The 25,593-nt window shown below is 46.4% G+C and carries 19 protein-coding genes and 1 riboswitch; of the genes, 10 read left to right on the top strand and 9 right to left on the bottom strand.

Annotated features, from left to right (window positions below):
• Positions 1-13: 13 nt before the first annotated feature.
• From rlmA to xthA, 3 genes are read right to left on the bottom strand one after another with little or no spacing between them, the layout of a single operon-like run.
• Positions 14-832 carry a 23S rRNA (guanine(745)-N(1))-methyltransferase gene (gene rlmA, locus CWC22_RS11800; RefSeq protein ID WP_138536371.1) on the bottom strand — a complete coding sequence of 273 codons (819 nt, stop codon included), beginning with the start codon at positions 830-832 and terminating at the stop codon, positions 14-16.
• A complete protein-coding gene (locus CWC22_RS11795; RefSeq protein WP_125563991.1) occupies positions 829-1,455 on the bottom strand; it encodes an energy-coupling factor ABC transporter permease in 627 nt (208 codons plus the stop codon). The genes rlmA and CWC22_RS11795 overlap by 4 nt, the downstream gene beginning before the upstream one ends.
• Positions 1,456-1,460: 5 nt before the next feature.
• Positions 1,461-2,270 (bottom strand): exodeoxyribonuclease III, encoded by an 810-nt coding sequence (xthA, locus tag CWC22_RS11790; RefSeq protein ID WP_138536373.1) that lies wholly within the window; start codon positions 2,268-2,270, stop codon positions 1,461-1,463.
• Positions 2,271-2,590: 320 nt separating this feature from the next.
• On the opposite strand from xthA, the gene CWC22_RS11785 reads away from it, so the two are divergent.
• Complete coding sequence (locus CWC22_RS11785; protein WP_125563995.1) at positions 2,591-3,025, top strand: exonuclease III; 435 nt, start codon at positions 2,591-2,593, stop codon at positions 3,023-3,025.
• 226 nt (positions 3,026-3,251) lie between these two features.
• Positions 3,252-5,918 carry a TonB-dependent receptor plug domain-containing protein gene (locus CWC22_RS11780; protein WP_138536375.1) on the top strand — a complete coding sequence of 889 codons (2,667 nt, stop codon included), beginning with the start codon at positions 3,252-3,254 and terminating at the stop codon, positions 5,916-5,918.
• Between the two features lie 68 nt (positions 5,919-5,986).
• On the opposite strand, the gene CWC22_RS11775 is transcribed toward CWC22_RS11780, so the two are convergent.
• The 4 genes from CWC22_RS11775 to CWC22_RS11760 form a co-directional block, all read right to left on the bottom strand.
• Complete coding sequence (locus CWC22_RS11775; RefSeq protein ID WP_138536377.1) at positions 5,987-6,568, bottom strand: DUF4136 domain-containing protein; 582 nt, start codon at positions 6,566-6,568, stop codon at positions 5,987-5,989.
• A 254-nt stretch (positions 6,569-6,822) separates the two neighbouring features.
• Complete coding sequence (locus tag CWC22_RS11770; protein WP_138536379.1) at positions 6,823-9,600, bottom strand: ATPase; 2,778 nt, start codon at positions 9,598-9,600, stop codon at positions 6,823-6,825.
• On the bottom strand, positions 9,597-10,148 hold the full coding sequence (locus CWC22_RS11765; protein WP_125564001.1) for a condensin complex protein MksE: 552 nt from the start codon (positions 10,146-10,148) through the stop codon (positions 9,597-9,599). The genes CWC22_RS11770 and CWC22_RS11765 overlap by 4 nt, the downstream gene beginning before the upstream one ends.
• 8 nt (positions 10,149-10,156) lie before the next feature.
• On the bottom strand, positions 10,157-11,413 hold the full coding sequence (locus CWC22_RS11760) for a hypothetical protein (RefSeq protein ID WP_138536381.1): 1,257 nt from the start codon (positions 11,411-11,413) through the stop codon (positions 10,157-10,159).
• Between the two features lie 157 nt (positions 11,414-11,570).
• Here CWC22_RS11760 and nhaD point away from each other — a divergent pair, with 157 nt between their 5' ends.
• The 7 genes from nhaD (at position 11,571) to rdrB (ending at position 22,967) form a co-directional block, all read left to right on the top strand.
• A complete protein-coding gene (nhaD, locus tag CWC22_RS11755; RefSeq protein WP_125564005.1) occupies positions 11,571-12,818 on the top strand; it encodes a sodium:proton antiporter NhaD in 1,248 nt (415 codons plus the stop codon).
• A gap of 117 nt (positions 12,819-12,935) precedes the next feature.
• Positions 12,936-13,109, top strand: a riboswitch (Lysine riboswitch).
• A gap of 84 nt (positions 13,110-13,193) precedes the next feature.
• On the top strand, positions 13,194-14,540 hold the full coding sequence (lysC, locus tag CWC22_RS11750) for a lysine-sensitive aspartokinase 3 (protein ID WP_125564007.1): 1,347 nt from the start codon (positions 13,194-13,196) through the stop codon (positions 14,538-14,540).
• Between the two features lie 90 nt (positions 14,541-14,630).
• Positions 14,631-15,161, top strand: coding sequence for a DUF924 family protein (locus CWC22_RS11745; RefSeq protein WP_138536383.1), 531 nt, complete (start codon positions 14,631-14,633; stop codon positions 15,159-15,161).
• Between the two features lie 183 nt (positions 15,162-15,344).
• A complete protein-coding gene (locus tag CWC22_RS11740; RefSeq protein WP_138536385.1) occupies positions 15,345-16,670 on the top strand; it encodes a sodium-dependent transporter in 1,326 nt (441 codons plus the stop codon).
• 240 nt (positions 16,671-16,910) lie between these two features.
• Positions 16,911-17,699, top strand: a complete 789-nt coding sequence (locus CWC22_RS11735) for a hypothetical protein (protein WP_138536387.1) — start codon at positions 16,911-16,913, stop codon at positions 17,697-17,699.
• Between the two features lie 2 nt (positions 17,700-17,701).
• Complete coding sequence (gene rdrA / locus CWC22_RS11730) at positions 17,702-20,419, top strand: antiviral RADAR system adenosine triphosphatase RdrA (RefSeq protein ID WP_138536389.1); 2,718 nt, start codon at positions 17,702-17,704, stop codon at positions 20,417-20,419.
• Positions 20,403-22,967, top strand: a complete 2,565-nt coding sequence (gene rdrB / locus CWC22_RS11725) for an antiviral RADAR system adenosine deaminase RdrB (protein WP_138536391.1) — start codon at positions 20,403-20,405, stop codon at positions 22,965-22,967. Before rdrA ends, rdrB begins: the two co-directional genes overlap by 17 nt.
• A 72-nt stretch (positions 22,968-23,039) precedes the next feature.
• Here the strand turns inward: rdrB and CWC22_RS11720 are convergent, their stop codons facing one another.
• The gene (locus CWC22_RS11720; protein WP_125564017.1) at positions 23,040-24,017 is read right to left on the bottom strand and encodes a 2-hydroxyacid dehydrogenase; all 978 of its coding nucleotides are present in this window, start codon (positions 24,015-24,017) and stop codon (positions 23,040-23,042) included.
• Positions 23,983-24,498: a glutathione peroxidase gene (locus CWC22_RS11715; protein WP_125564019.1), complete on the bottom strand. Its 516-nt coding sequence runs from the start codon at positions 24,496-24,498 to the stop codon at positions 23,983-23,985. Before CWC22_RS11715 ends, CWC22_RS11720 begins: the two co-directional genes overlap by 35 nt.
• Before the next feature lie 132 nt (positions 24,499-24,630).
• Between CWC22_RS11715 and CWC22_RS11710 the strand changes: the two genes are divergently transcribed.
• Positions 24,631-25,515, top strand: coding sequence for an NAD(P)-dependent oxidoreductase (locus CWC22_RS11710; RefSeq protein ID WP_138536393.1), 885 nt, complete (start codon positions 24,631-24,633; stop codon positions 25,513-25,515).
• Positions 25,516-25,593 lie beyond the last annotated feature (78 nt).

Raw genomic sequence — 25,593 nt, 5'->3', positions numbered from 1 at the left:
TGTTCTAAAAGGATTAATCAGTCAACTGTTCAGATTTTTGATAGCGAGTGATCAGAAAAGAAAACGTCACTTCGTGGAAGCTTGCCTGTTCTAACGTCTGGTAATGGCTTTCTTTAAACTTCCACGCAAAAGGCGTCATTTTGATCAAGTGCTTAATGACGTCTGTTGAGACTTTATGCGTCTGTACGAGGTGCTCCTGAACTACTTCAGTAAAGCCCTGTGGGCAATCCGGTGCGTCATGTAATCTCACTTCATCGTAAATATGTGTTTTAAGCTCGTACAAGTGCTTAGGACCAGGGCTGACAACCAGCAACTGGCCATCAGGTTTGAGTAAACGGGCCATTTCATCAGCAAATACCGGCGCAAAAACACTCAGCAACACATCTGCTTCATGTTCCACAAACGGTGCATCTTTGATCGAAGCAACGCTGAACTGGACCTGAGGGTAGCGTTTTGCCGCATAACGGATAGCCGGTTTTGAGATGTCTACACCAAATACCTGGCTGGTTGCAGGCAGGGCGTTGGCAATTGCCTGGGTATAAAAGCCCTCTCCACAGCCCATATCGATAACAGATCCACAGGGCAGCGCTGCTATGGTGCGCGCCAGATGAGTTTGTAAAAATTGATAGTGCTCGGTGGCAAAAAAGTTGCGCCGAGCCTGAACCATATCCAAATTATCACCCGGCTGACGGGATTTCTTAAACTGGACCGGAAGGAGATTAACATACCCTTCTTTCGCTACATCAAATTGATGATTGTGCTCACAATGCAGCGTTTTGTGTCGCTCAGCCAAAGGCGCTGAGCAAATGGGGCAGCGATAATGTAGCGTCATTTATCTAAGTAATCCCTATCATAAAAAGTTTTAACCCAGTGTGGGCGGTAAGTGATCAGTAAGGTGATGGCCATGCCATTAAGCATGGCTTCCGGGAACCACATGATGATCGCATAAAAGATATAATTGTCGACCAGCACAGGCCAGTCATAAAGGCCGATACTCAGGTAATATAGTGCACTTATCGCTATTTTACTGGCTGCAACCAGGCCTCCGCACAAAAATGCACAGACAAAGATATAGACAAAGAAATGGCGATTGAGAAAGTGATAACAGAGTAAAAACAGGCCGTAGCTGAGGTAAACCGGAAGTAGCGCGGTAAATAGCCAGAATGTCCACAAGTTATCGATGGGCATGGGGCCAAAGAAATAACTGAGCAAAGTTGCGAGCGTGGTGGATAACAGGCCCATATGCCAACCGAGCGTGAGAGTTGCTGCAGTGATCCCCAATATATGGATGGACAGGTGTGGCAAGATGCCAGCCTGGATTTGCCACAGCAACGCCAGCACCAGAGCACATGCGAGTACGCCGGTTTGTCTTGCCGGTGTTTGTAGCAATGCCTGGTACTGCTGTTTGTTGAAGCTCAGGGCGAATAAGCCCATGGCCATGAGTGCTGTGAACATGTCAGTTACAGGTCAAAAGTCGCCCAGACTGGCGCATGATCTGATGGTTTTTCGATACCGCGCAGCTCATAGTCGATGTCACTTTCAACACATTTGGCCATCAATGGCGCAGTGGCAAGGACAACGTCGATGCGCAGGCCGCGGTTGTCGTCAAACCCTTTAGAACGATAGTCAAACCACGAGTACTTTTCGCTTGCATCCGGTGTTAGCTCACGGAAAGTATCTTTCAGGCCCCAGTCGAGTAAGGTTTGCAGCCATTCACGTTCTATGGGCTGGAATGAACACTTACCCGTTTTTAGCCAGCGCTTACGATTAGGTTCACCGATGCCAATATCCAGATCGACAGGAGAAATATTAATGTCACCCATTACAATTAAATGCTCACTGTTATCGGCAGTGTTTTCCAGGTGGGTCATCAAATCCACATAAAATTGACGTTTATACGGAAACTTGGTTTCGTGGTTAATGTTGTCACCCTGTGGGAAGTAACCATTCATAACCGTAACATCTTCACCGCTATCGCTTTCAAAGGTGCCGATTATCATGCGCTTTTGTGACTCTTCTGTGTCTGTTGAGAATCCCTTTTGGATCTGTTTAGCCGGCTTTTTTGAGAGCAGTGCTACACCATAGTGGGCTTTTTGACCGTGAAAATAGACGTGGTAGCCCATCGCTTCAACGTCAGCAATTGGGAAGGCTTCATCATGGACTTTAATTTCCTGCAAACCGATGATATCAGGTTGATGCTTGTCGATCAGAGCCTGGAGTTGATGCAGGCGGGCACGCAGACCATTTATATTGAATGAGATAACTTTCATAGTTGTTGTTCTTTAATGTGCAGAATAAAGTGATGGTAAGTCTATCACTTATGTCTGCGTGAATGGAGAGGGTAGTGCGATTTTACATTGCTAGTAATTGGGCTTGAAGACAGCTTATTTGTGGGTGTGATTTGCGTTCCATAAAGCGGTATTTATGATGCGGTGACTTGTTAATGAACGCGAAAATTGTAACTGCTTTAAAGCGCCTGATTAGGGAGTTGTGAATAGGCTATTAAATGATCAGGAAAGTTTGTTTTTACCATTTACACGAAATATCTTGTATATATAATGCGCACCAATTCGTTCATTTGGGGTAAATTATGTTTAAGTCTCTCTCTCTTGTTACACTGATCTCGATTGCATCTTTTTCTGCTTCTGCTGGCGCACAGGTTGTGAGCGGCAATGCATCACCAGAATCTAAAGTATGCGCTATCGCGGCAGAGCAAGGCCTGAGTGCTGCACGTGCGTACGGTTCCAAGCACGGTGTATTCGTATCACGTTTTTCCAAAACACTTGAGTGTAACGGCGAAGACATTCGTTCATTTGCCAAGCAAGTTAAAGCTGAGTCGGCGAATGAGCAAGCAAAAGTAAAGCTTGTGGCCAAAAATGGAACGGTTGCAACTGAATTATGTCTTAAGGCGGCTAAAGAGGGGCTATCTAGCCTGGATAAATACCGTCATCAGGCTCGTAACCTGAAGTGTAACGATGTACCTGTTAAGCAGTTTATTAAAAATATCAATAATACTGCTATCTAAATATTTGCTATCAATGCAATTAAAAGCCCGGCCTGGTATGCCGGGCTTTTTGATCTCAGCGAAAAATTCATTCTTGGGCCGTGAAAATCTAGTGTTTGCTTAATCTATAACCTTTTTTGTTTTTTTAAGTTTGATGTTTTGTATTTATGTGTTCTTAAGTTGTTTTCTGTGTGTTATAAAATATTTGCAATTACAAATATAATTAACACTATGGAGAAGAGGAAGAATGAAAAAGGGGATTACACTCACTGCACTGGCAGTCTCAACAGTACTTGCAGGTAGCCTACAAGCAGCGAAGGCTGAAGAGGGTGAAGTAGAACGCATAGAAGTTACAGGTTCGCATATCAAGCGCTCTGATATGGAAGGACCTTCGCCAGTACAAAGCATCTCTGCGGCTGATCTGGCCGCAACAGGTTCAACCGACCTGATAGGTGCGTTACAAAAGTTGCCAGTCGCAGGTACTGGTACTTTTAGTACACAAGGAAACTCGAGTGATGATACAGCAAACGGCGGCTCCAGCGTTGCGCTTCGTGGGCTTGGGGCATCATCTACTTTGGTATTGATTAATGGGCGACGGGTTGCGGTCAGTCCGTTTGCAAAAGACATTGAAACGTCATTTGTTGATTTAAACACTATACCGGTTTCAGCAGTAAAGCGTGTTGACGTGTTAAAAGACGGGGCATCGGCAACCTATGGTTCAGACGCGGTTGCGGGGGTGATTAACATTATCCTGCGCAATGACATCGATGGTTTTGAGGTGGCGGCTAAAATTTCTGATACCTCAGACGGTGGCGGAGAAGAGCAAAATTTCACTTTATTATGGGGTAACTCAACCAGTAAAGGTCATCACAACTTTACGCTTGACTATTTTAAGCGCGGCGATATTTTTTATTCAGACAGAGATTATACGGCAACGGCTGATCAGACTTTCCGGGGCGGTAATAACTCACTGAGCTCGTCTGGCTTCCCTGGCAGCATTGAAGTAGTACGCAGTATGTTGACAGATGAGCAGTGGGAACGGCTGCCAGTAGTGCGTACCGAGGATGATGGTACTCAGGTTCGTCAAACTTTGTTCGCTGACGAGTGGGGAAATGATGTTTGCCCGGCTGATATGATCATAAACGAAGTTTGTCGTTATGATTACGCACCACATATGAGTTTAGTGCCTTCAACTGAGCGAGTTACTTTTAACTATAATGGTGTACAGGAGATCATGGACGGTGTTGAAGGTTTTGCGGAATTTTCAGCGCAACATGCCTCAACCTTTATCCAGGGGGCCGGTAGCCCGAGCTTTACGGAGCTGAATATGGCAGGTGATAACTCTAATCACCCCTTAGCTGATCAGCCCGGTCATTACCTGCATGGTGTGGATATCTCAATGCGCCGTCGTACCGTAGACATTGGTAACCGAAAGAAAGACGTCGACTCAGAATACTATCGCGCTGTGATGGGTATGCGAGGTCAGTGGCAGGACTGGGAGTGGGAGTTTGCATATTCCGCGATTCGTTCCAGTGCTGTTGAAAAAGGCTTCGATGGTTTCCCGAACAAATTGCGTGCCCAGCAAGCAATTGATACAGGGCTTTGGAACCCGTTTGAACCCAGCACGAATACACAGGCAGGGTTGGATTTCTTTGAGACCACTACAACGCGTTACGGCTCATCCACTATGCAGTCATTAGACGGTACTATTTCTGGTGAATTGTTTGAATTTGGGGATGGTTATGTGTCGGCGGCATTTGGTTTTGAGCACCGCTATGAAAAAATTGAAGATAACCCGGATAGTCAGTATATCCGAGGAGAGATCTTTGGTACAGAAGCCACTCAGGCGAATGGTGACCGCGATAATACCGCAATATTCGCGGAATTCAGTGCCCCGTTACTGGAGAACTTAGAGCTTCAACTTGCACTACGTCATGAAGACTATAGCGATTTCGGTAATACGACCGATCCTAAGGTGGCATTTCGCTGGACGCCCATCGATTCTGTGGTAGTTCGCGGCTCCTGGGGAACAGCATTCCGTGCACCTTCGCTTGTTCAGTTACATCTGGGTCGCACTGATGAATCACCAAGCGTGATTGATAAAGAGCGTTGTAAACAAACAGGTGATGATGCCGATTGTTCACCGACTGAATATACAGCAATCGTCGCAGGTAATAAGCAATTGCAGCCAGAAGAGTCGGAAAACTTCAATCTGGGCGTGATTTGGCAGGCGACGGATACCTTCAGTATTGGCGTGGACTATTGGAACTATGATCAGGAAGATTTGATTAAGAAAATTGGTGCTCAGAAATTGGTTGATTGTTGTGGTACCGATCCGAATCTGGTGGTGCGTGCACCGAATCAGGGAAGTACCTTAGGTCAAATCCTGACAATCAACGATACCTTTGTGAATATTGGTGGCAGAGAAACGGATGGTTTAGATCTGGACATCGAATATTTGCTGAATACGTCTGATATGGGTGAGTTCCGCTTCAATTACAATCTGACTTATACGCTGAATTTTGAAGAGCAGTCATTGGAAAGTGATGACGCCGGTAATACCAGCACCGTCGTAGAAGATCTTAATGGTGAGTATCAGCACCCGAAATACCGCTGGACAGCAGGGGTTGATTGGTCAATGGATGACTTTGTTGCCAACCTGAGTTTCAATTATGTTGATAAGAATTTAGATCTGGCAGACAGCAATGGGAACAAGTATGAAATTGACTCCTGGACGACGGTTGATACCAGTGTCAGTTATGTCGGTTACGACAAACTAACAGTAACCTTAGGTGCGTCAAATTTGTTGAATGAAGAGGCGCCGCTGGCTCCATCTGAGTCGATGGGGATTGATAACAAAACCCACAGTGCTCTGGGTCGTCAGGCCTACCTGAAGTTTGGTTATAAATTCTAACTGAACCTGGTTTGGACATTATATAGCCGGTGATATCGTACAGATAACACCGGCTTATGAATGATGATTTAGTGCTGGATTTCAGGTGGGAAGTTAGCCAGGATTTCAGTAACGGTTTTGTTAATAGACTCGGTACGTTGCTTCGGCGTTTGTTTAGCACGTATTCTGCTTTCTTTGGCACCGCGCCAGACCAGCTGATTAGAAGTGCGGTCAATAATGTCTACCACAAGTGTGCCTACCTTGTACTCTCTTGCTGTCGTATGGTGGTCTACGCCCCAACCCCAGTAGCTCCAACGCGCACCATAGCTGACTTTAAAAGTATCCACTTCCAGTTTTTTATCAACTGCGACATGATAGTTGATCAGTATATCAGCCACTGTGGCATCAACCAGCTTGAATCCCTGATTTGCCATTTGTTCAGTAATGGCATTACGAATGCGTTTTTCCATTAACCCGTTGATCTGATAATTTTGCGGGCGTGCTTGTAAGCTGGCTTCTGCTGACCAGGCATAGGTTTCGTAGTTTGTAAATTCAACAGACTTGTCGTAGTCCCAGTCCGGGGTGGTGCCACAGGCACTGAGCATCAGTAAACTTGCCACGACGGCATAGGTCCTGGTGCTGACAAGGTATTTTTTAAATTGGTTCAGCATGGTTTACTCCTTAAAAACAAAAAATCTAACGCTTACCTTAGTATACGACAGTTAAAGCACGAAGATCATCACAAAAAAGGGCACTCAATTGTGCCCTTTTGATATTAATTGTGTTCGACTTCGATCCAGTCTTTTTCGTCAACCCAGCTCTGGCTGCCCTGATTGACGCTGCGGATCAGCACCAGATAATCACAGCTTATTTGTGGTTTAACCGAGGCGCACAAAAAAGGGCACTCAATTGTGCCCTTTTGATATTAATTGTGTTCGACTTCGATCCAGTCTTTTTCGTCAACCCAGTTCTGGCTGCCCTGATTGACGCTGCGGATCGGCACCAGATAATCACAGCTTATTTGCGGTTTAACCGAGGCGAAAATCGGCACAAAGCCAAAGCTGAGGGCGGTTTCGATGATCGCCTTTTGGTTCTGCGGGTCAATATCGGCTGCTTCATCAATATAGATGGGAATGCGATACATTGCCTGCTCCTGATCCGACAGTAAATAACGGATAAACAACATACCGCACAGGAGTTTAATGGTGATCCGAGTACCATTTGAGCCGGCAGAGTCAATTTTGTCAAAATGCTCCGTATCGCCAGCGCGGTTTACCACTTCAAAGCGAATATCAAATAGATCGGTGAGCGTCAGACCAGCTTTGTCACTGGCTAGCTTGATAATGTGATCTTTGGCTTCGTTGACTGCATTGCTGTCGGCGGGTTGCTCGCTGAGCAAGTCAAAGCTTTCACCCTGTTCGTATAAGTCGGATGTTGCGATGATGGTATCTATACTCTCAACTAGCATCTTTCTTGGGATCACGTTGATCTTAAATGCCTTGAGGTTAGAGATGCGATGCTGACTGATCCCTTTATTAAAGCTGTTCATTTCCCGGCGCAGGCGATTTAAGTCTTCACGCAGACCTTTGATGGTTGCAGCGACTTCAGTGAGTGCTACCCGGGCCTGACGTTCAACTGCATCACGCTCATTATCTATGTTGTGATAGGCGCTGATGAGCTTAGCGTACTTGGTCGCATCGTCTGTCTCGTTGTCGAACTTAGTAATACCGGCGTTGTAGATGTGCAGGTAAGTATTGCGCACATTGACATCCAGGTTACGTAGTTCCTGACAGTCTTTGTTAAATTGATGGATCACTTCGGCCAGGTTGTCGAAGTCCAGCTTAATCTCAATCGGATAGGGCGTTTGTTTGCCACTATACAAGTCAAGCGAATGATCGATGCGTTCAGACTTTACTTGCTTCAGGCGATCCGCCTGGCGCAGGATCAGATCTTGTTTGCTCTTGATAATAGAGCGGCGATCTGAAATTGACCCGGCATTACGTTGCACATCCTGTAAATAATCGTCTACCTGCTCGCGCTCAGCTTGCAGCTGTTCCTGTAATGCCTGTTGTGCTTCAGCCGACTGTGCCATGGTCTGAAATTGCTCAAAGCGCTTCAATGCCGCTTCGGTGGCCATTAGTTCATCGTAGAGTGCATCACGCTCTTGTTGTTTTTCGGCCACATTGGCAGATACTTCGCGCTGTTGTTTAAGTTCTAGCAGTGACTGTTGCAGCGCCTCCAGCTGCGCCTGTAGCTGGGTTTTGTTTTCGCCGCTTTGCATTTGCACCGGCGCCAGCTTTTTAAGCTTAATGGTGGCACCGGGCAGCTTAAGTTCACCGCCTTTGACTGCCGCAGATAATTGCGCAAGGAAGTCGCCAAAAGCGTCGTCATCACTGATCTCTACTTCGCCTTTCCCTGTAGTGGCAAAAGACAAAATATCTGGGTTCAGAATCCGAGAGATCTCTTCTACTTCTTTCAGTGACAGGTCTTCACGCATGCGGGTAAAGAGGTTGAATTCCAGGTTTTTCAACTGAAGTTTCAGACTCTTGACTTGCTTTTGCGTTTCGCCAATACGGTAGTCCAGTGTGTGGAGGCTCTGGCCTTGTGCGCTGTTTATCGAGAACGACAGCTGTTCGTACTCTTTTTTCAGTAGCGTCAGGTTGGTTTTTAGCGTTGCATGGTTGGTGAGCTCGAACTCAGATTTGAGCGCGTGGTAGTCAGTAAACCATTGCTCTATCTGTGTTTGCTTACGCTCAATATCACGCGACTGTTGCACATAGAGCTGCTGTTTTTCTTCAAACTCGCGTTTTTCCTGCTCAATATTTTCGAGCTGATCATTGAGCTCTCCGATCTGGCTCTGCTGATACTCATCGAACTCGACAATGGCTTTATCGAGCTTAGGTGCGTAGGCGGCAAGCTTGCCTTTGAGGGTCGCTTCGCCCTCAATCATTTGTTCCAGCGCGGCAATGGGTTCCTGCATGGACTCCAGGGCATTCAGCTCACGGCGAGAGCGGTTTACTTTATCAAACGCACGGCGCCACACTTCATAAAAGTCGACTTTGGAGTTGGACATATGACGCTCAAAGACTTTGAGCATAAAGCGTTTGACATCATGGGCACCCAGTTTATGCAGGTTCAGAATTCGGCGGAAGATCTCTTTGTATACCGCGGCATCCTGGACGTTGTTCAGCGGGATCATCTTGAGGTTGATGTCACCATCGTACGGCGTTGCTCCACCAGTCAGCAAGGCATTCAGTTCGGCCGCTTTAAGCTCAACGGGCTTAAAGCCTTTTTCCTGCAAGTGATTAAACAACTTGGTGTATTTAATGATGCTTTTTCCCTGGGTAAAGTCATCCAAGTTGAGTTTGCCGTTATAGCAAAAGAACTGGTGCGCAAAACCGGCAATTTTGCCTAACCCTGCAACGCCGATGACGACGTCGCCATGAGGCAGATTTGCTTCAAGCAGGATGTAAGACTGATCGCTCGAAAAGTAGAACTTGCGGGTTTCTTCCAGGTCGTGACCATCCCACTCTGTCAGGCGTAAATCATTGATAAGCGGGAATTGCAGCGCATTGATCACTGAACTCTTACCTGTGTTGTTTGGGGCACAGATTGAGGCACTTTTATTCAGCGGGATCACACACTTGGCATAGCCTGCGGTGTTGAGCAGGGCGAGTTTACTGAGACCATACAGCTTGTTCATACTTCTTCCTCAAGTGTGTCGTAATTATCTTCGTTCACTTCCATCAACGCGTCGATATAGCGATATATCGGTGCCAGCAGCGAGAAACCTTGCTCTACTTCGCGAGCCAGGCCCAGGCGAACCATACGCAGGCACACGTCTTTGCGAAGATCGGAACCTGAGAAAATCTCAAGCTGATCAAACAGATGTTTATTAAGTTGAACCAGAGTCTGCATTAGCTCTAAATCCAGTACTTCGTCAAACAAAGCACGTAGCGGGTCTTTACCTTGGTTGGCAAAGTGCTCGATCAGGATAAAGACAGTCAGGGCAATGGCACGGGAGATCTTCCCCATGTTAGGTGTGCTTTCATCGCTGGCCAGATAATAGAAACCACGACTGTCGTGTTGCAGGTCATGGCCAAGGGCGCTGAACAGTGCCTGATAAGACTCTATGTGTTGATCCAGCTCTTGCCACTGTGTCGTGTCCTGCTCGCTGATATGATAGCCACTGACCAATTTCTTATTGATCGCCTGTAACTGGCTGAGTTCGTCTAGATTAATGTGTGTCATGGTGTTTACTAATTCTGGTTATCTGATTGCTTGTCCGTTGCACTGAACGGATAAAGTCGAATGCGGGTATTGGCGATTTGCATCGTCTGTTGTTGCTCGTCCTGGGCGATATCGAGTTCGGGATCGCTGATTAGCTTTTGGTACAGGAACAGCATTTCATCCGCTTCCAGTGCCGGATATTGATCACTCAAAAAGCCAAGCAAGGCGGTACGCTTTTTACCGGACCCTTTAAACGATTTACGCACGTCCGAATAATCCGGAATATTTGGGCTTTGATATGCAGGCACATCCTGCTGATCCGGCAATTGATATTCCTCGTGTTCGAACTCGCTAAGGCTGGCCATATAAGCCACCATATGACGTTGCTGACCCAGGCTGAAGCGCTGTATGTCTGAGACAAAGTAGGGCTGCACCGGGCTGAGCATACGATCAACGCCATTTTTACGGATCAAGCCCAGGACTTTTGCCGCCTGGCGGGTAATGAGTGTGTTGCGTCTGAGTTCTTCGCGCAGTGGCATCAGCATATCGGCACTTTTACCTAAGCTCTCACGCCCGATCAGGTGCATATCGAGGATCCGGGTGCGCAATTGCTCGAGCATTCGTTTGTCCTGTGCACCACGGCCAAGTTGTTCGATTTGCGCGATCTGTTCACTGATCTGATGCTCTATAGTCGTAAAGCAGGCTTGGAAGGGCCCGTGGATATCGACCATTTCCAGCATTGGCTCGATATATTCATCAAATGCTTCAATCACGGCGCGATAGCGTTTTTGCAAAGACAAATTACCTTGATCTGATTTGGCCTGTTCCACCAGGTTCATGATGGCACTTTCATTATGATGATACAGCTTGACGATTTTGCGCACGCGCTCATCCATAATACGACTAAAACGACGCAGCTCACTGTGATCACCTTCATCGCCTGCCTGGGCCAAGCGCTCTCCCAGTCGTTGCAGATCTTTAACTAATACTGTGATTTCTTCAGCCAGGCCAAGGTGTTCTTCCTGCAATAAAAAACTAGCGAAGTCGGCCACGGCTCGGTTAATTTCGAGTTGCGATGATTTGGCCAGAGGAATAATTATTTCCTGGTTTAGTAACCGATTGGTTTCTCTATAAATACGTTCACTTGACCAGTTTGGGTTTTTCAATTTGATGATGTTTTGCACATCTTTTAGGCTGAAATCGGCCATCTTAAAGCGTTTAAAAAGCAGCTCCAGGACGCCCCAGTGTTCATTCAGCGTATTTAATACTTTTTTGGCTGGGATCATAGCTTTCCAGTGTGTATCAATTTTGTGACGGTATCAGGTAAGAAAATTGTCATAATGTGTAACTACTCATGGCACAGTGTGCTGCTAAGTGTTAGACTCCGCGCCGATTACGTTACTCTTCACAATTTTTACTTTTAATTACAGGTTGTTTACGCATATGGTCACGCCCATTATCCTAACCCTGATAGCGGTCGCTTTTGTGCTTATCGTTATAGAGGATATTATCCATGTAAACAAGGCCAAAACGACCCTTTTTTTTGGCACTTTATGTTGGATTATCCTATTTATCTCTCCGATCCATGGCGAAAGCTCAGAAACTATACAACATCGGCTCGATCACAACATTCTGGAAATCGCCACATTGTGGTTATTCCTGATGGCTGCGATGACCTTTGTTGCTTACCTTAATTCCAAAGGTTTTATACAAAACATTGTGCATCGTGTGATGCCAACTCAGATCAGCGAACGTAAAATGATGTTCCTGGTTGGCGGTTTTGCTTTCTTGTTTTCTTCGATTTCTGACAACATTACTGCGACACTTATCTCGCTCGCTGTGGTCATGTCACTCAAACTCGACCCAAAAAAGCTGATTAAGTATGCCACACTGATCATCTTTAGTGTTAACTCAGGTGGTGTATCGCTCATCACCGGCGATGTCACGACACTGATGATTTTCCTGGCTGGCAAGGTCACCATTCCCGATCTCCTGCTGCTGGTTGCGCCTTCGATTGTCAGTGTGTTGCTGCTGGCTACGCTGTTGTCCATTGGCATGAAAGATCAACTGGTATTCGAAAAGCAAGCACTGCGTCGGATAGAGAAAACGGACATTACGATTGCCGTTATCTTTATGACTACCGTACTCACCACGCTGTACCTGAGCGTGCAATATCAAGTCCCACCTATGCTGACTTTCCTGTGTGGCCTGTCGGTGATGTTTTTGATGGCGCAGTTTCTGATGCGCAAGAAAGACGTCAACAAAAAGATCATCGATTATATTCGTGAGATAGAGTACGACACTTTGCTGTTTTTCGTCGGTGTATTGTTGCTGGTTGGGGCACTGAAAGAGGTGGGTGTCCTGAATATGTTTACCCAGTTGTATGAATTCATTGATCCTCAGTATGCCAGTTACCTCGTTGGCCTGATGAGTGCAGCGGTAGATAACGTACCTCTGACGGCTGCGTTGTTAAAGGCGGACATTGTCATGAGCCCTCAGCAGTGGTTGACTTTTACTTATGCAACGGGTGTCGGTGGCTCTATGCTGATTATCGGCTCTGCCGCGGGGATCATTGCCATGAGTAAAGTAAAAGCGCTAACTTTTACTAGCTACTTAAGAATGAGCCTGTACTTGTTAATTGCCTATACGGCGGGCTATGCGGGCGCCTATTTTATGGGGCAATTTATTTAAATTTTGGTGACAGGGACAATTTTGTGCTTGACACCTAGACGTCTAAAAGATACCTTTTTCAAGCCCGTTTAAAATGCGGGCTTTTATTTTGCCAAGATTCAGTTAAACCCCGGCAAAATAAACAGAAGAGGCGCGATGCTTAGGTAGCTGATGTGAGGTGACGATTACCCGTGACCATCAGTGAGGGAAGTACTCGCCGAGAAAAGTCAGGTTGCGTCAGCGTGATTTTTCGGTCCTTGAGGTTGAATCCTCGGGACTGTCACCGTTTTCAGGTGGAGAGCTTCTGGCAGAGGTCATTTCTTTATGGTTAGTCCATCCTATTGCCAAGTTCTCCTTATTGATGTTGATCGCCCAGTGTGATCCCAAGGAGATAAAATGAATTCCCAGTATGTCGTTGCTAAATTTGGTGGCACTAGTGTTGCAAACTTCGAAGCCATGCAGCGATGCGCCACGATAGTCCACGATGATCCGAATGTCCGTGTTGTGGCCGTGAGCGCGAGCGCCGGTGTGACGAATCACCTGGTAACCCTGACGCAGCAAAAAGTCGACGCAGAGGCACGCCAGGCACTGTTTCAGTCTGTTATGGATATTCAACAGAGTATTCTGGCATGTCTAACGCTCGATGCTGATCTGGAAGCGGGGTTTAATGCAACACGGGATGCCTTTCACGCACTTGCTCAATTACCTGCGCTGGATGCACAGCAGTGTGACGAAATGCTGAGTTTTGGAGAGCGCTTTTCATCTTATCTGTTTACTCAGGTACTGAGAGATTTAGGGGTCGCCTGCAGCCGATTTGATGTGCGACAGGTGCTTAAAACGGACCGCCAGTTTGGTAAAGCAGTGCCTGATATTGACGCAACACGTGAAGCCGCCGAGGCTCATTTAATCCCCTTGTTGCAGGAGCAGGTGGTGGTCACGCAAGGGTTCATAGGCAGTGATAATCAGGGACAAACCACCACGTTGGGACGTGGCGGATCTGATTACAGTGCGGCGCTACTGGCTGAGGCAATTGCAGCACGCAGTGTACATATCTGGACGGATGTCGTAGGTATCTTCAGTACAGATCCGCGTTTGTGCCAAAAAGCGCAGCCAATTGCCCGGTTGAGCTTTGATGAAGCCGCAGAAATGGCAACCTTTGGTGCTAAAGTGCTACATCCTGCAACGATATTACCTGCCAGCCGCAGCGGAATATCAGTGTTTGTGGGCTCAAGTAAAGACCCGCATGCTGGTGGCACCTGGATTGAAAAGAACAACCGCTCGGAACCTGGGATCCGTGCAGTTACACAACGTAAGAACCAGATCCTGTTAACACTGAAGAGCCCGGAAATGCTACTTGCAAGTGGTTTTCTGGCACGTATATTCACCATTCTGAGTGCATATAATATTTCGGTTGATTTGGTAACCACTTCTGAGATTAGCGTTGCATTGACGCTGGACAATGCGCCAAATGCCGCACGCCCCGAGCTGGCGCAGGCGTGCCTGGATGAGCTGGGAGAGTTTTGTCAGGTCAGTGTCGAAAACAATTTGACACTGGTGGCTATGATAGGCTCTGAGATCCAGCTGCGTCATGGTGAAGCGAGTCTGATGCAGGTACTGGCAGATTTTAATATTCGCCTGATCTGTCACGGTGCAAGTCGCCATAATCTGTGCTTTTTGGTTGAGCAAACGGAATCGGATGCAGTCGTGCAGGCGATCCACAGCCGATTACTGGAAGCGGCATAATTCAGGGGTCTGGCAAGTCAGACTGGACACTTTATCACGAGCGGGTAATACTCGCTCTGATACCGAAATCAATTACTCACAGGTGTGTCCATGGAATATCAGGAAATTTATCAGTTCTGGTTTGTCGAATGTCAGGAACAGGATTGGTGGCAAAAGTCGATACAGTTCGACAATAAAATCACGACGCGGTTTGCCCACATACACCAGCAGGCTGTGGCCGGGGAATTGGCTGAATGGCGAAAGACTGCGGTGGGGGCGCTGTGTGAAATCATTGTACTCGATCAGTTTTCGCGCAATATGTTCCGCGACACGCCGGCAGCGTTTGCCAGCGATCCGCTGGCTTTGTGTTTAGCGCAGCACGCCGTTGAAAAAGGGCTTGATCAGCAACTAGAGAAAACCCAGCGCACCTTTTTGTATTTGCCCTACATGCACAGTGAAAGTCTGAGCGTACATCAGCAGGCGAATGCCTTGTTTAAATCATTACCAAACTATGAGTTTGAGCTGGCGCATAAAAAAATCATTGAACAGTTTGGCCGTTACCCCCATCGCAATGCCATTTTAGGGCGTGAGTCGAGCGCTGAAGAATTGGCTTTTTTGCAAACCCCTGGTTCGAGTTTTTAAGCTTTGCTGAGCTGCGCTTTCGAGCTTGCTGTACCAGGTTTAGGCCGACAGGCCAGCTCTGTTCTGGGGGCATAACCCCTTGTCATTGTTGGCTGTTCCGATTTGCCCGAACTGACACTCGCAATTTGTTTACAAGTGCGTATAATCGCCAGTCTACAACAATAATTAACTTGGCATTCGATTATGGCTCAAGTGCGTGAAGGTTTTCAAAGCCGTCTGGGCTTTGTGTTAGCGGCAGCCGGTGCGGCAGTCGGACTTGGTAATATTTGGGGATTTCCCACTCAGGCAGCGAACCACGGTGGTGGCGCGTTTTTGCTGGTCTACTTTATCGTCATATTCTTACTGGCATTACCTGCTTTGTATACGGAGTTGTATCTGGGTCATCAGGCGCAAGCCAACCCGGTGAAAGCGCTCAAGCAGGCGTGGCAGGAGAAGCAGCCTAAAATCGGTGCGTCTGCTGGTTACATCGGCCTTGCCGGTGCTATTGTTATGCTCAGTTTCTATTCTATTGTTGCTGGCTGGATGTTGGCGCATTCTCTTGAGCCGCTCGCACGTTTGACTGGCTGGGATGCCGCCAGCCAATTTTTGTCGGGCGATTCAACCTTACGGAACTTTATCTTTACCCCTTTGATGCTGCTGTTGACCGCTGCGATTATTTTGCAGGGGGTGAAATCCGGTATTGAGGCCTGGTCTCGCCGTTTAATGCCACTGTTGTTGCTGTTACTTATTGCGCTGATTGCTTATATGGGCACGTTAGAAGGCGCTGCGGCAGGCTTCAAAGCCTATCTGGTGCCAGACTTCAGCAAAATTGGTGATCCTGAATTAATCATTGCAGCAATGGGGCAGGCATTCTTTTCTTTGTCCCTGGGCGTAGGCTGCATGATGATTTATGGCTCTTATCTGAAACCAAATGAGAACCTGCCTAAACTGACTTTCAGCGTGGCAATGCTGGATACCGGAGTGGCGTTTCTGGCCGGATTATTGATCATCCCGGCTCTGTTTATCGCTCAGAATAATGGGGTTGAAGTTTTCCAAAATGGTAAACTGGTTGGCGAGGGTAGGCTTATCTTTGCGATTCTGCCTGAGCTATTTGCAACCATGGGCGAGATTGGTTTATTCGTCGGGTTGACTTTTTTTGTGCTGATGTCTATAGCGTCGCTGACTTCAACCATTTCATCCACCGAAATTCCGGTGTCATTTCTGGTAGAAAACCATGGCTTTAAACGCTCACAGGCAACCTGGATGGTGACTCTGGTGCTGTTCGTCTGTTCAGGCACCATTATCATGAATTTTGATTGGTTATTTGGTCTGGTCATACAGGTATTCACCCAATATCAGCTGCCATTGATGGGCCTGTTCTACTTTATTACTGTCGGTTGGATATGGCGTCGTGGTAACCAGCTTGCTCTGGAGTGTAGTGGAAAAATGTACTGGTTTGCCCAGTATGTGCGCTTTGTTTGTCCGGTGCTGATGACTGCCGTCTTTGCGAATGTAGCGTTCTTTAAGTAACAGTGGCAAATTGAGCTCTGAATAGCCCGGTATTGCCGGGCTTTTTTGTATTTAAACACATAGGGTTAGTGTTTTATTCAATCGAGTAGTGACTAATTCAACCGCACGCTAGAAACAAATGCAACTTTGATCGCGATTAGTTGCTAAGCCGCTTCAATCTGTATATCTTGTGACGTTAATGTATCAATTTGATGAATCTTGTTTATCAAATTGATGTGTATTCATAGGAACAAGGATAAGATGGAAAACTGTGTAGTCAGCGGGAGGCTTCCCCCAAAAAGCCCTCAGGATCCGGTGATTAGTGAAATTAACTGGTTTATCAATAACATTTATCAGCCCGCATATCTAAAATATCAAAAACTTAGCAAGTTGACCCGCACTATCAGTGCAAACTCGGCCATTCTTGCTTTTGTATTTTTGAGCTATTTTGGGCTGAATACGGTATTCCCAAAGCTCAACCTGTTTGCGATACAGACACTCCATGATGGTTATGATTTCAACATGGCCATTGTGTTAGGCCTGCCCGTATTTCTCGTCGCATTGATAGTGTGTACACGTCAAAAGTTGCACCTGCGCCACCTTTGCTTAGCAATAATTTTAGGCCCAAGATACAACCCTAAATTTGCATATCGTAAAGAGAATTTGCTTCATACCTTACCTTTTTTGCAAGTTGTTTTGTTTTTGTCATTGTTCCTATTTTGCTTTACACAGCAAATGGTCGCGGTCGCAGGAATAATAAACGTGATTGTCTATGTTGGCACTTATATGGTTAATCGGCTGTTCGGATATACCTCTGCAACGACGCGAAATCAAATCATGATTCATAACCTTAAACGATTGCGGCGTGAGTATGAAATAGCGAGCTTTAACTGTGGCAGGTTTGAGCTGGAGCGCGTGCAGGCAGACGCGTTTGCGAGTTTATTCCAACTGGAAAAAGACAATGTAGCGCGACTGGATAAAGAGATCATGGGTGACCATTACAAAGTCCATGACAGCGCATTTAATATCATTAAAGGGTTAAGGAAGTAGTAATGAGTGAAGGTTATGTGTTTGATTTAAACCGGGCTGAATTCAATGATGATTTTAGTTCGTCAACTGGCAGTGGAGAGCTTTGGCAGGTATATGCCAGGCAACAGCTGGTTAGTAACTTAACCGCGATTTTAAATGACGCAGAGCAGTATGGAAGAGGCAGGGCAGTTAACCCCAGGGAAACCTGGTTATCGCATAATGCGATTCTGGTTACCAGCCCGAGGGGCTCGGGAAAAACGGTGTTTCTGCGCAACTGCGAAGCAATGTGGCGCAGTGAAAACACAGATAAGAAAGATGCCCTGTTGTTTCTTGACGTGATAGATCCAACCATGTTGATGGCACAAGACTCCTTTGCAAATGTCATCGTGGCGCAAATATATCAGGCAGTTAACAACAAACTTGAGCGCTCTAATTGCTGTGATGAGCAATCTAGAAATGAGCGCGATGACTTCCACCGCCGATTAAAAAAGCTGGCAGATGCGATGGGTAAAACCTGTGAATTTAACGGCGCAATCGGGATAGATAAAATCCTGAAATATAGCTCGGGTATTCAGCTGGAAAGCTACTTTCACTTGTTTGTTGAATCAGCCATAAAAATATTAGGCTGTAAGGCCATTGTGGTTTCAATCGACGATGTGGATATGGCAATGGAGCGCGCTTTTGAAGTGGTCGACGACGTCAGGCGTTTTCTGGGCTGCCCTTATTTGATCCCGATTGTCAGTGGTGAAATTAAGCTGTATGAGCATATGACTCAGAAGCACTTTGACGATAAAGCCTACGACAATCGCTGCCGGGACGCAAAGCTGACGGATAAAGGCAAGGAGCTGAGTGAACATTTAACTATGGCTTATCTGACCAAGGTCTTTCCTTCGCCAATGCGAATCAATCTGTTCTCGATTGAACGACTGCTCAATAAAATGCAGCTCAAATATGGTCAGGATAGCAAGCGCAGCATTTCTTATCTGGATTATCAGGAAAGCGTGTTCAATCAGTTTTACTTTCTTTGTCGCAACCGCGATGCCAGAAGAAACTGGACTATGCCAGAGTCGGCCCGGGAGCTAACCCAGCTGGTTCGCTCTTTGCCGCCAACATCACTTGAGCAGTCTGAAAAGGATGCGGATATCAGCAAGCAGATTGTACTTTATAACAATTTTAAAAACTGGGCCATGCAGAAGAAAAACGGTGAAGCACTGGTCTTTGCCGAGTCTGCTCTGTCCTTGTTACACGACAGCGAAGCGGTCTTTGATATACGCAAAATTCTGGCATTTAATCTGGTGCAACAAACAGATGCGAATCTTTACCCTTGGGCAAAGTATCATGTGCTGGAAGAGCAAGAGAGCAGATTAAAGGAGCTAGCAAAACAGGGCGGGGAGAAAATTAATAACGCAAGCTTATTGCAGGCGGCACTTGGCACTGGCGACAGAAAGAGCTTAAAAGCAATGCCACCGCTAGAATTTCTGGTTGATAAACTATATATAACTTTAAATACAGCAAACGAAAAGTCAGACCCCATTTCGATCTCAAACGATTCATTAGTAAAGGTCGCACAGGACTCTGGTTGGGAATTAAAAGGACAATGTTATATAGAAGACATCATGCTTGATGTTTACACAGAATCTGGTTTTTACTCCCAGCTTAGCAACAGCTATAAATTTGTCTTTTTTAGTCGATCTTTTGAGCTACTTATTTATTCAATTTTGACTAATAAAAATGAATCAGCGCTGTTATCAGATATCTATCAAATATTATCTAGAAAGCCGTTCTATAGCTTACCCGCTCTCACAGATACTAAGATTGCGTTAACAGGTGAGGAAGATACAGAGCATGATAGTTACGACGATAGTAATTTGTATTTTAGTACCCTCGCTCTGTGTGACAAAATTCAGATATGGCGGAAAGAGCACTGCGACTTGTTTGAGCAATGTTACATTCCTCGGCTCATACCGCTTCTATCATACTGCTTCAACAGTACTTTTACAGCGCTAAATGTGATTAAAGCTAATTTTAGCCATAACATGTTTGGTTATGAACACCTATCTGACATGGTGTTAAGGTTCAAATATAATGTGTTGAATGCTCTTATTCGTTGCGGTATACAAGGGCAAGCAGTCTACGCAAATGTTCTTGTTGGCGCAAAAAGTGAGACCGTGCGAAGCAAACGAGAAATATTTAAATATGAAAGGGTTTACAAGCGTAATCTAGCAATACTTAAAGAGGAGCTTTCATCAAGCCAAGCTCGCCATAAAGATACCGAAACGTCGAATTATATTATGAAATTACATGATGCGGTCAACTCTCATCCAATATTTAATATTACTAGTGACATTTCTAACCCATTATTACGATTAAACTCCCACCCGATTATTGTATCGATGAGTTATATGAACTCGTTGGATGAACTATCGAAAATGAATTCTGGTCTCTCTCAATCTGAGCAAGCAGGTTTAACTATGTGTATGAACTTTTTAGGGACTAAGGTCGATCGTAGGGTTAAAACTTTTGATAAAATATATAACTCACTTTACAAGATATTGGTCGATGATGAAAACCCGCGGGAATCAGAAGTATTGCGCGAACAGGTACAGAAAGCAAAGATACTTATTGAAAAAATGGAGCCTGATTTTATTAATAGAAGAGACTTCCTCAGTCTTGATACGAGACTGAAAAACATGATCAAAGCAGTTCTAAAGCTGGATCTGGGCGATGTTCAAGGTAACTGATAGCACTGCGGTGCTGGCGGCGTTTTTATCCTCCGACAGATTGGTGTTGTCAGATATCCTGCCGGCAAAGTCACGTACTCACAGTAAAGGGCTGCTTACTAAAGCAATCCTGGATTACCAGCCCTATGTGCATCGCAAGCTGCGCACGGACGATGTACAGGCAATGATAAGCTTGTATCAATTATCCGATACCAATACCGCGATACGGCCTTTGTTGTCGTCACTAGCAAACGAGTATCTGGACTGGCAGGGCAACTGTTTTGTTGTAAAACCGCAACGCTTGAGTGACTGGCTAGCTTTACTGTCGTTGCTTGACGGCAGCTGGGTCATTGCCCTGGCCTATGCGGATCTGCACGTCAATTTTGAGTTCTCGGTGTCTGAATTAGCGCATTGTATTGAGTCATTTCAGTGCCCATTTGCACTGCCAAGGCGAATGAGTAAGTCGTTTGCTGACAATCACGTGCATCTGGGTGGGCATGGTTATCTTGGCCCAAGCTTACTGAGCTTTTGCCTGTATGGCGCTGAAATTAAAAACAAGTTTCACTGGCCTGTCAGACCTGAATACACTGTGTATGAAAGTGGTTACTTAAATAAACAAGATATTGCTACTCAGTGCTGCCTGATTGGCGACGCGCTCGCTCATGGTGTATTTACCAATGACAAAACCATTCAGTATCGTGACAACACAACATCGGGCGATAAGTTTGAGCACAAAACGCTGGATGCGATTAAGTGTTACGAAGCAGAGACCGCGCCACAGCAATTTATTGCCAAAGCCACTTGTGAGTCTCAACCCTCGGCAAAGCGCTGGTTGTTGTACTTAACTGGACTTCTGGTGGAGTCACGCATCGAGTCAGGATCTTTGCTTTTGCTCGCGCGTCTGACAAATATTTTGCGAAATTATATGTTGGTGTCGGGAGTCGGTTTATCTCAGTTTGTTGAGGTGTCTAGATTTGGCGCTCGATATCAGCGAGGCGAAAGCCATACGCTTGGCGCTGGTGTTGTGAATGAATCACTCGAAGCTGACCTGGATAAGGGGGTGATGCGAGAGTTCAGGACAACACCCAACACTTTACTAAAAGGGAAAAATCAAAAAATAAAGCCCGATGCATTTTTTGCCTCGCTAAAGCAGTTGTATCTGAACTCGTTTGCCGAAAATACGCACTTTGTGTTGCACTTTACGCGTTCGGGCAGCCGAGAAGACAAACTTCAGGAAGCACGTCGTCATGCCCTCAGGCAGCAGACGGAACTATTACAGGACTTTACGCATTCGGTTACCTTTTCTGAGCAAGAGTGTGAGACGATATCAGGGCTTGCGAAGTTTGCATACCTGGATCTGCGCAAAGCTATCCGTGGTTATGACGTGGCTGGAAATGAAAACGAGTTACCGGTGGAAGTTTTTGCGCCAGCACTGCGGGTGCTGCGTGATAGTAAATATCCGACTCAGGGTGTAAAGTTTAATCGCTTACCTAAACCATTTATTACAGTCCATGCTGGCGAGGACTTTAGTCATCTTTTATCTGGTATGCGAGCAATAGATGAAGCAGTCGTATTTTGTGATTATGGTGTGGGCGACCGATTAGGTCATGCACTGGCCATGGGCGTGTGTCCTAAAAAGTGGGCCAGCAGGCAAGACAGGGCCTATCTGTCCGTGGGTGAGCATTTAGATAACTTAGTCTGGTGCCATCAAAAGGCCCTGTCGGTCATTCAATCTGTTCCTGAGATGGTCGGTGTGTTGCCTCTGTTGCAGGAGAAAATCCACTATTGGAGCGAGTTCCTGTATGGCGAAGCCCAACCACCCAAGCGTTTATACGATGCCTGGTTGCTCAGGCGCAATTGTCCCATCATTCTCAAATCAGATACGCAGCAGGCACTTAAATTGCCTGTAGTTGGACAGTTTGACCCGAGATTGAGCGGCTGGGTTATGGACTTTGGTGCACAATCAAAAGTGGCAGGCCATACAAAACATATACAGCTTTGGGAGAAGTATCTGTTTGCAAACCGAGACCCTGAATTTAGCCAAAGAAGAGGTACGCTGTTAAGCGTAGACTGTTCCGCTCAGCAAAGTGCACAAACCTTTGGCTTTAGTCATGGTCGGTACTTTGACTCCGTGTCTGCGGCAGAACTGACGCTCTACGAAGCCATTCAGGATTGGCAGATGGAACACTATGCCGCTTTAGGTATCGTCATCGAAGCCTGTCCAACGTCTAACATCTTTATTGGCCGGTTTGAGCATTACAAAGAGCACCCTATCTATCGTTGGGATCCACCGAATAAAAACTGGTTAAAAAAGGGAGAAAAATTTAATCAGTTTGGGTTACGAAAAGGCCCGGTAGCAGTTTGCGTCAATACTGATGACGCGGCACTTATGCCAACTACCATAGACAACGAGCATCGGATCCTTGAGCAGGTCGCGGTACATGATTATGAGGTAGGTGCAATGGTTGCCGAAGACTGGGTAGAGCGAATAAGGCAAAGAGGTTTGGAGCTGTTCAGACAAAATCACCTGGACTGGTTCAGTGAGGCTGACAAAACGGCGCTGACGTAACGCTGTTTTATTATCACCACACCAACTCTATTTAACTGCGCAGAAGAGCTGGTGTGGAGAAGAATGAAATATTCAAACCTGATTTTCCAGCGTCTGCCCAGTGCGAATGGCGTTTAGGTTAGTCACTGTGGTGTGGGCGATTTCGGTTAAGGCTTCTTTGGTGAAAAACCCCTGGTGTCCGGTAATGAGCACATTCTGAAAGCTGGCCAGGCGCATAAAAACATCGTCCTGAATCACTTCATCACTGCGGTTTTTAAAGAACAGTTCAGATTCTTGCTCATACACATCCAGCCCAAGGTAGCCGAGTTTTCTGGATTTCAGCGCGCGGATGCAGGCCTTGCTGTCTACCAGAGCACCGCGGCTGGTGTTGATCAGCATTACTCCTTGCTTCATTTTGTCAAACGCAGCGTCATCGATCATGTGATGCGTGGCATCTGTGAGTGGGCAATGCAGGGTAATGATGTCGCTTTGCTCAAGCAACATATCTAATGATACTTGCGTATAAGAGCCTTCTCCGATATTCGGATCGTAGACCAGCACATGCGCGCCAAAGCCGTTGAGAATGGCCACCAGAGCCTGACCAATTTTACCACAGCCGATGATACCGACGGTTTTGTTGTGCAGGTTAAAACCCAGTAAGCCGTTGAGGTCAAAATTATCTTCACGTACCCGGTTGTAGGCTTTATGGGTTTTACGGCTCAGTGTCAGCATCAGGGCAATACAATGCTCGGCTACGGCTTCAGGACTGTAAGCAGGGACACGTACTACTTTGATCCCCAAGGCGTGCGCTGCCTCTATGTCGACATTGTTAAAGCCTGCACAGCGTAGTGCAATACTTTGAACACCTAACTCAGCCAGTTCGGCTAACACATTGGCATCAACCTGATCGTTCACAAACACGCAGATGGCATCGAACCCCTGCGCCAGTGCAACAGTCTTGTCGTTTAGTGCTTGCTCAAAAAATTCAAACTCAATATCAGGAAACTGGGTAAGTGCATGCTCAAAAAATGGCAGCTCATACTTTTGCGAACTGAATAGGGCGACTCTCATTGGACACTTGACTCTCTATAATCGATTTTAAGGTTTCGGGCTTTGTCCTGGGCGCATAGCGGGACAATAAAACGCCCTCTGAGTTTACTAAAAACTTAGTAAAATTCCATTTAATAGCGCGGTTTTGCGCGATCCCCCGTGTATTTACCTTGAGGTAATTAAAGAGTGGGTGAGCATCCGGACCGTTCACCAGTATTTTTTCTGAAATGTGAAAGCTCAGATTGAAGTGCGACTGGTAAAACTCCCTGAGCATTTCGTTTTCCAGTGGCTCATTGCGGCCAAACTGGTGGCAGGGAAAGGCAATAATCTCTAATCCCATAGGGTGGTACTTTTTGTATAACTTTTCTAATGCGCTCAGCTGCGGTGCAAAGCTACATTTACTGGCAATGTTGACGATCAACACGGGTCTGCCTTGTAAGGATCTGAGTGCCAGCGTCTCGCCGTTAAGTAGTTTCACGCTGAAACGATAAATGTTCTCCATCCTGTCAGGCTCCTTGATGTTTTTTCTTTTTAATCACTTGATTCATAGCTGGTATTTTTCATTTGCCATGGCTAGATGGCTCAGGTATAACAACTCCATCTTTCTAGCTTAACAGCCAAATAGGACAAATTTATGTCAGTCAAAGTTGCATTCATCGGATTGGGGGTGATGGGCTATCCCATGGCCGGTCATTTACAACAAGCGGGTCATCAGGTGACCGTTTACAACCGTACAACCACAAAAGCAGAGTGCTGGGCGCAGCAGTATCAGGGGGCATTTGCTGCAACACCCAAAGAAGCCGTTACAGATGCTGAGCTGGTATTCATGTGCGTGGGCAACGATGATGACCTGAGATCCGTTGTGTATGGCGATAATGGGGTTTTGGCTGGTATGAAGCCGGATACCGTTTTGATTGACCACACGACAACCTCGGCTAAGGTAGCACGTGAGGTTGCGCAGCGAGCTGCCGAGCAAAACGTTGCATTTCTGGATGCGCCTGTATCAGGTGGCCAGGCTGGCGCTGAAAATGGGGTATTAACCGTGATGGTGGGCGGTGACCCTGAAGTATTTGCGCGTGTGAAACCCGTAATGGCGGCCTTCAGTCGTTTTAGTCAGCTCCTCGGAGAAGTGGGCTCAGGTCAGTTGTGCAAAATGGTGAATCAGATTTGTATTGCTGGTGTGGTACAAGGATTGGCTGAGGGGCTTCACTTTGCGAAACAGGCTGGCCTGGACGGTGAAAAAGTGGTTGAGACAATTGCCAAAGGTGCAGCGGGTTCGTGGCAGATGGAAAACCGTTATAAAACCATGCTAGCGGGAGAGTATGACTTTGGCTTTGCCGTTGATTGGATGCGCAAGGATTTGGGCATTGCACTGGACGAAGCGCGCAGCAATGGCTCTTCATTGTCACTGACTGCAATGGTCGACCAATATTATGCCGATGTACAAGCACTCGGAGGCGGTCGCTTTGATACCTCGAGCTTGTTAGCGCGTCTTGATGCCATTCATGACAAGAAGTAGTTTGTTGTCTCTGTGAGGCGAGGCTGACAAATAAAAAAGGCAGGTGCTTAAGCAACCTGCCTTTTTTGGAATTTATTT

The sequence above is a fragment of the Pseudoalteromonas rubra genome (genome assembly GCF_005886805.2).
GTDB classification, from domain to species: Bacteria; Pseudomonadota; Gammaproteobacteria; order Enterobacterales; family Alteromonadaceae; genus Pseudoalteromonas; species Pseudoalteromonas rubra_D.
The sequence above is the reverse complement of the archived record's forward strand: the minus strand, read 5'-3'. Positions and strand labels throughout refer to the sequence as shown.

Excerpts from the sequence above, each read along its gene's own strand:
- rlmA (WP_138536371.1), bottom strand. The coding sequence starts at position 832 with ATGACGCTACATTATCGCTGCCCCATTTGCTCAGCGCCTTTGGCTGAG.
- CWC22_RS11795 (WP_125563991.1), bottom strand. The coding sequence starts at position 1,455 with ATGTTCACAGCACTCATGGCCATGGGCTTATTCGCCCTGAGCTTCAAC.
- xthA (WP_138536373.1), bottom strand. The coding sequence starts at position 2,270 with ATGAAAGTTATCTCATTCAATATAAATGGTCTGCGTGCCCGCCTGCAT.
- CWC22_RS11785 (WP_125563995.1), top strand. The coding sequence starts at position 2,591 with ATGTTTAAGTCTCTCTCTCTTGTTACACTGATCTCGATTGCATCTTTT.
- CWC22_RS11780 (WP_138536375.1), top strand. The coding sequence starts at position 3,252 with ATGAAAAAGGGGATTACACTCACTGCACTGGCAGTCTCAACAGTACTT.
- CWC22_RS11775 (WP_138536377.1), bottom strand. The coding sequence starts at position 6,568 with ATGCTGAACCAATTTAAAAAATACCTTGTCAGCACCAGGACCTATGCC.
- CWC22_RS11770 (WP_138536379.1), bottom strand. The coding sequence starts at position 9,600 with ATGAACAAGCTGTATGGTCTCAGTAAACTCGCCCTGCTCAACACCGCA.
- CWC22_RS11765 (WP_125564001.1), bottom strand. The coding sequence starts at position 10,148 with ATGACACACATTAATCTAGACGAACTCAGCCAGTTACAGGCGATCAAT.
- CWC22_RS11760 (WP_138536381.1), bottom strand. The coding sequence starts at position 11,413 with ATGATCCCAGCCAAAAAAGTATTAAATACGCTGAATGAACACTGGGGC.
- nhaD (WP_125564005.1), top strand. The coding sequence starts at position 11,571 with ATGGTCACGCCCATTATCCTAACCCTGATAGCGGTCGCTTTTGTGCTT.
- lysC (WP_125564007.1), top strand. The coding sequence starts at position 13,194 with ATGAATTCCCAGTATGTCGTTGCTAAATTTGGTGGCACTAGTGTTGCA.
- CWC22_RS11745 (WP_138536383.1), top strand. The coding sequence starts at position 14,631 with ATGGAATATCAGGAAATTTATCAGTTCTGGTTTGTCGAATGTCAGGAA.
- CWC22_RS11740 (WP_138536385.1), top strand. The coding sequence starts at position 15,345 with ATGGCTCAAGTGCGTGAAGGTTTTCAAAGCCGTCTGGGCTTTGTGTTA.
- CWC22_RS11735 (WP_138536387.1), top strand. The coding sequence starts at position 16,911 with ATGGAAAACTGTGTAGTCAGCGGGAGGCTTCCCCCAAAAAGCCCTCAG.
- rdrA (WP_138536389.1), top strand. The coding sequence starts at position 17,702 with ATGAGTGAAGGTTATGTGTTTGATTTAAACCGGGCTGAATTCAATGAT.
- rdrB (WP_138536391.1), top strand. The coding sequence starts at position 20,403 with ATGTTCAAGGTAACTGATAGCACTGCGGTGCTGGCGGCGTTTTTATCC.
- CWC22_RS11720 (WP_125564017.1), bottom strand. The coding sequence starts at position 24,017 with ATGAGAGTCGCCCTATTCAGTTCGCAAAAGTATGAGCTGCCATTTTTT.
- CWC22_RS11715 (WP_125564019.1), bottom strand. The coding sequence starts at position 24,498 with ATGGAGAACATTTATCGTTTCAGCGTGAAACTACTTAACGGCGAGACG.
- CWC22_RS11710 (WP_138536393.1), top strand. The coding sequence starts at position 24,631 with ATGTCAGTCAAAGTTGCATTCATCGGATTGGGGGTGATGGGCTATCCC.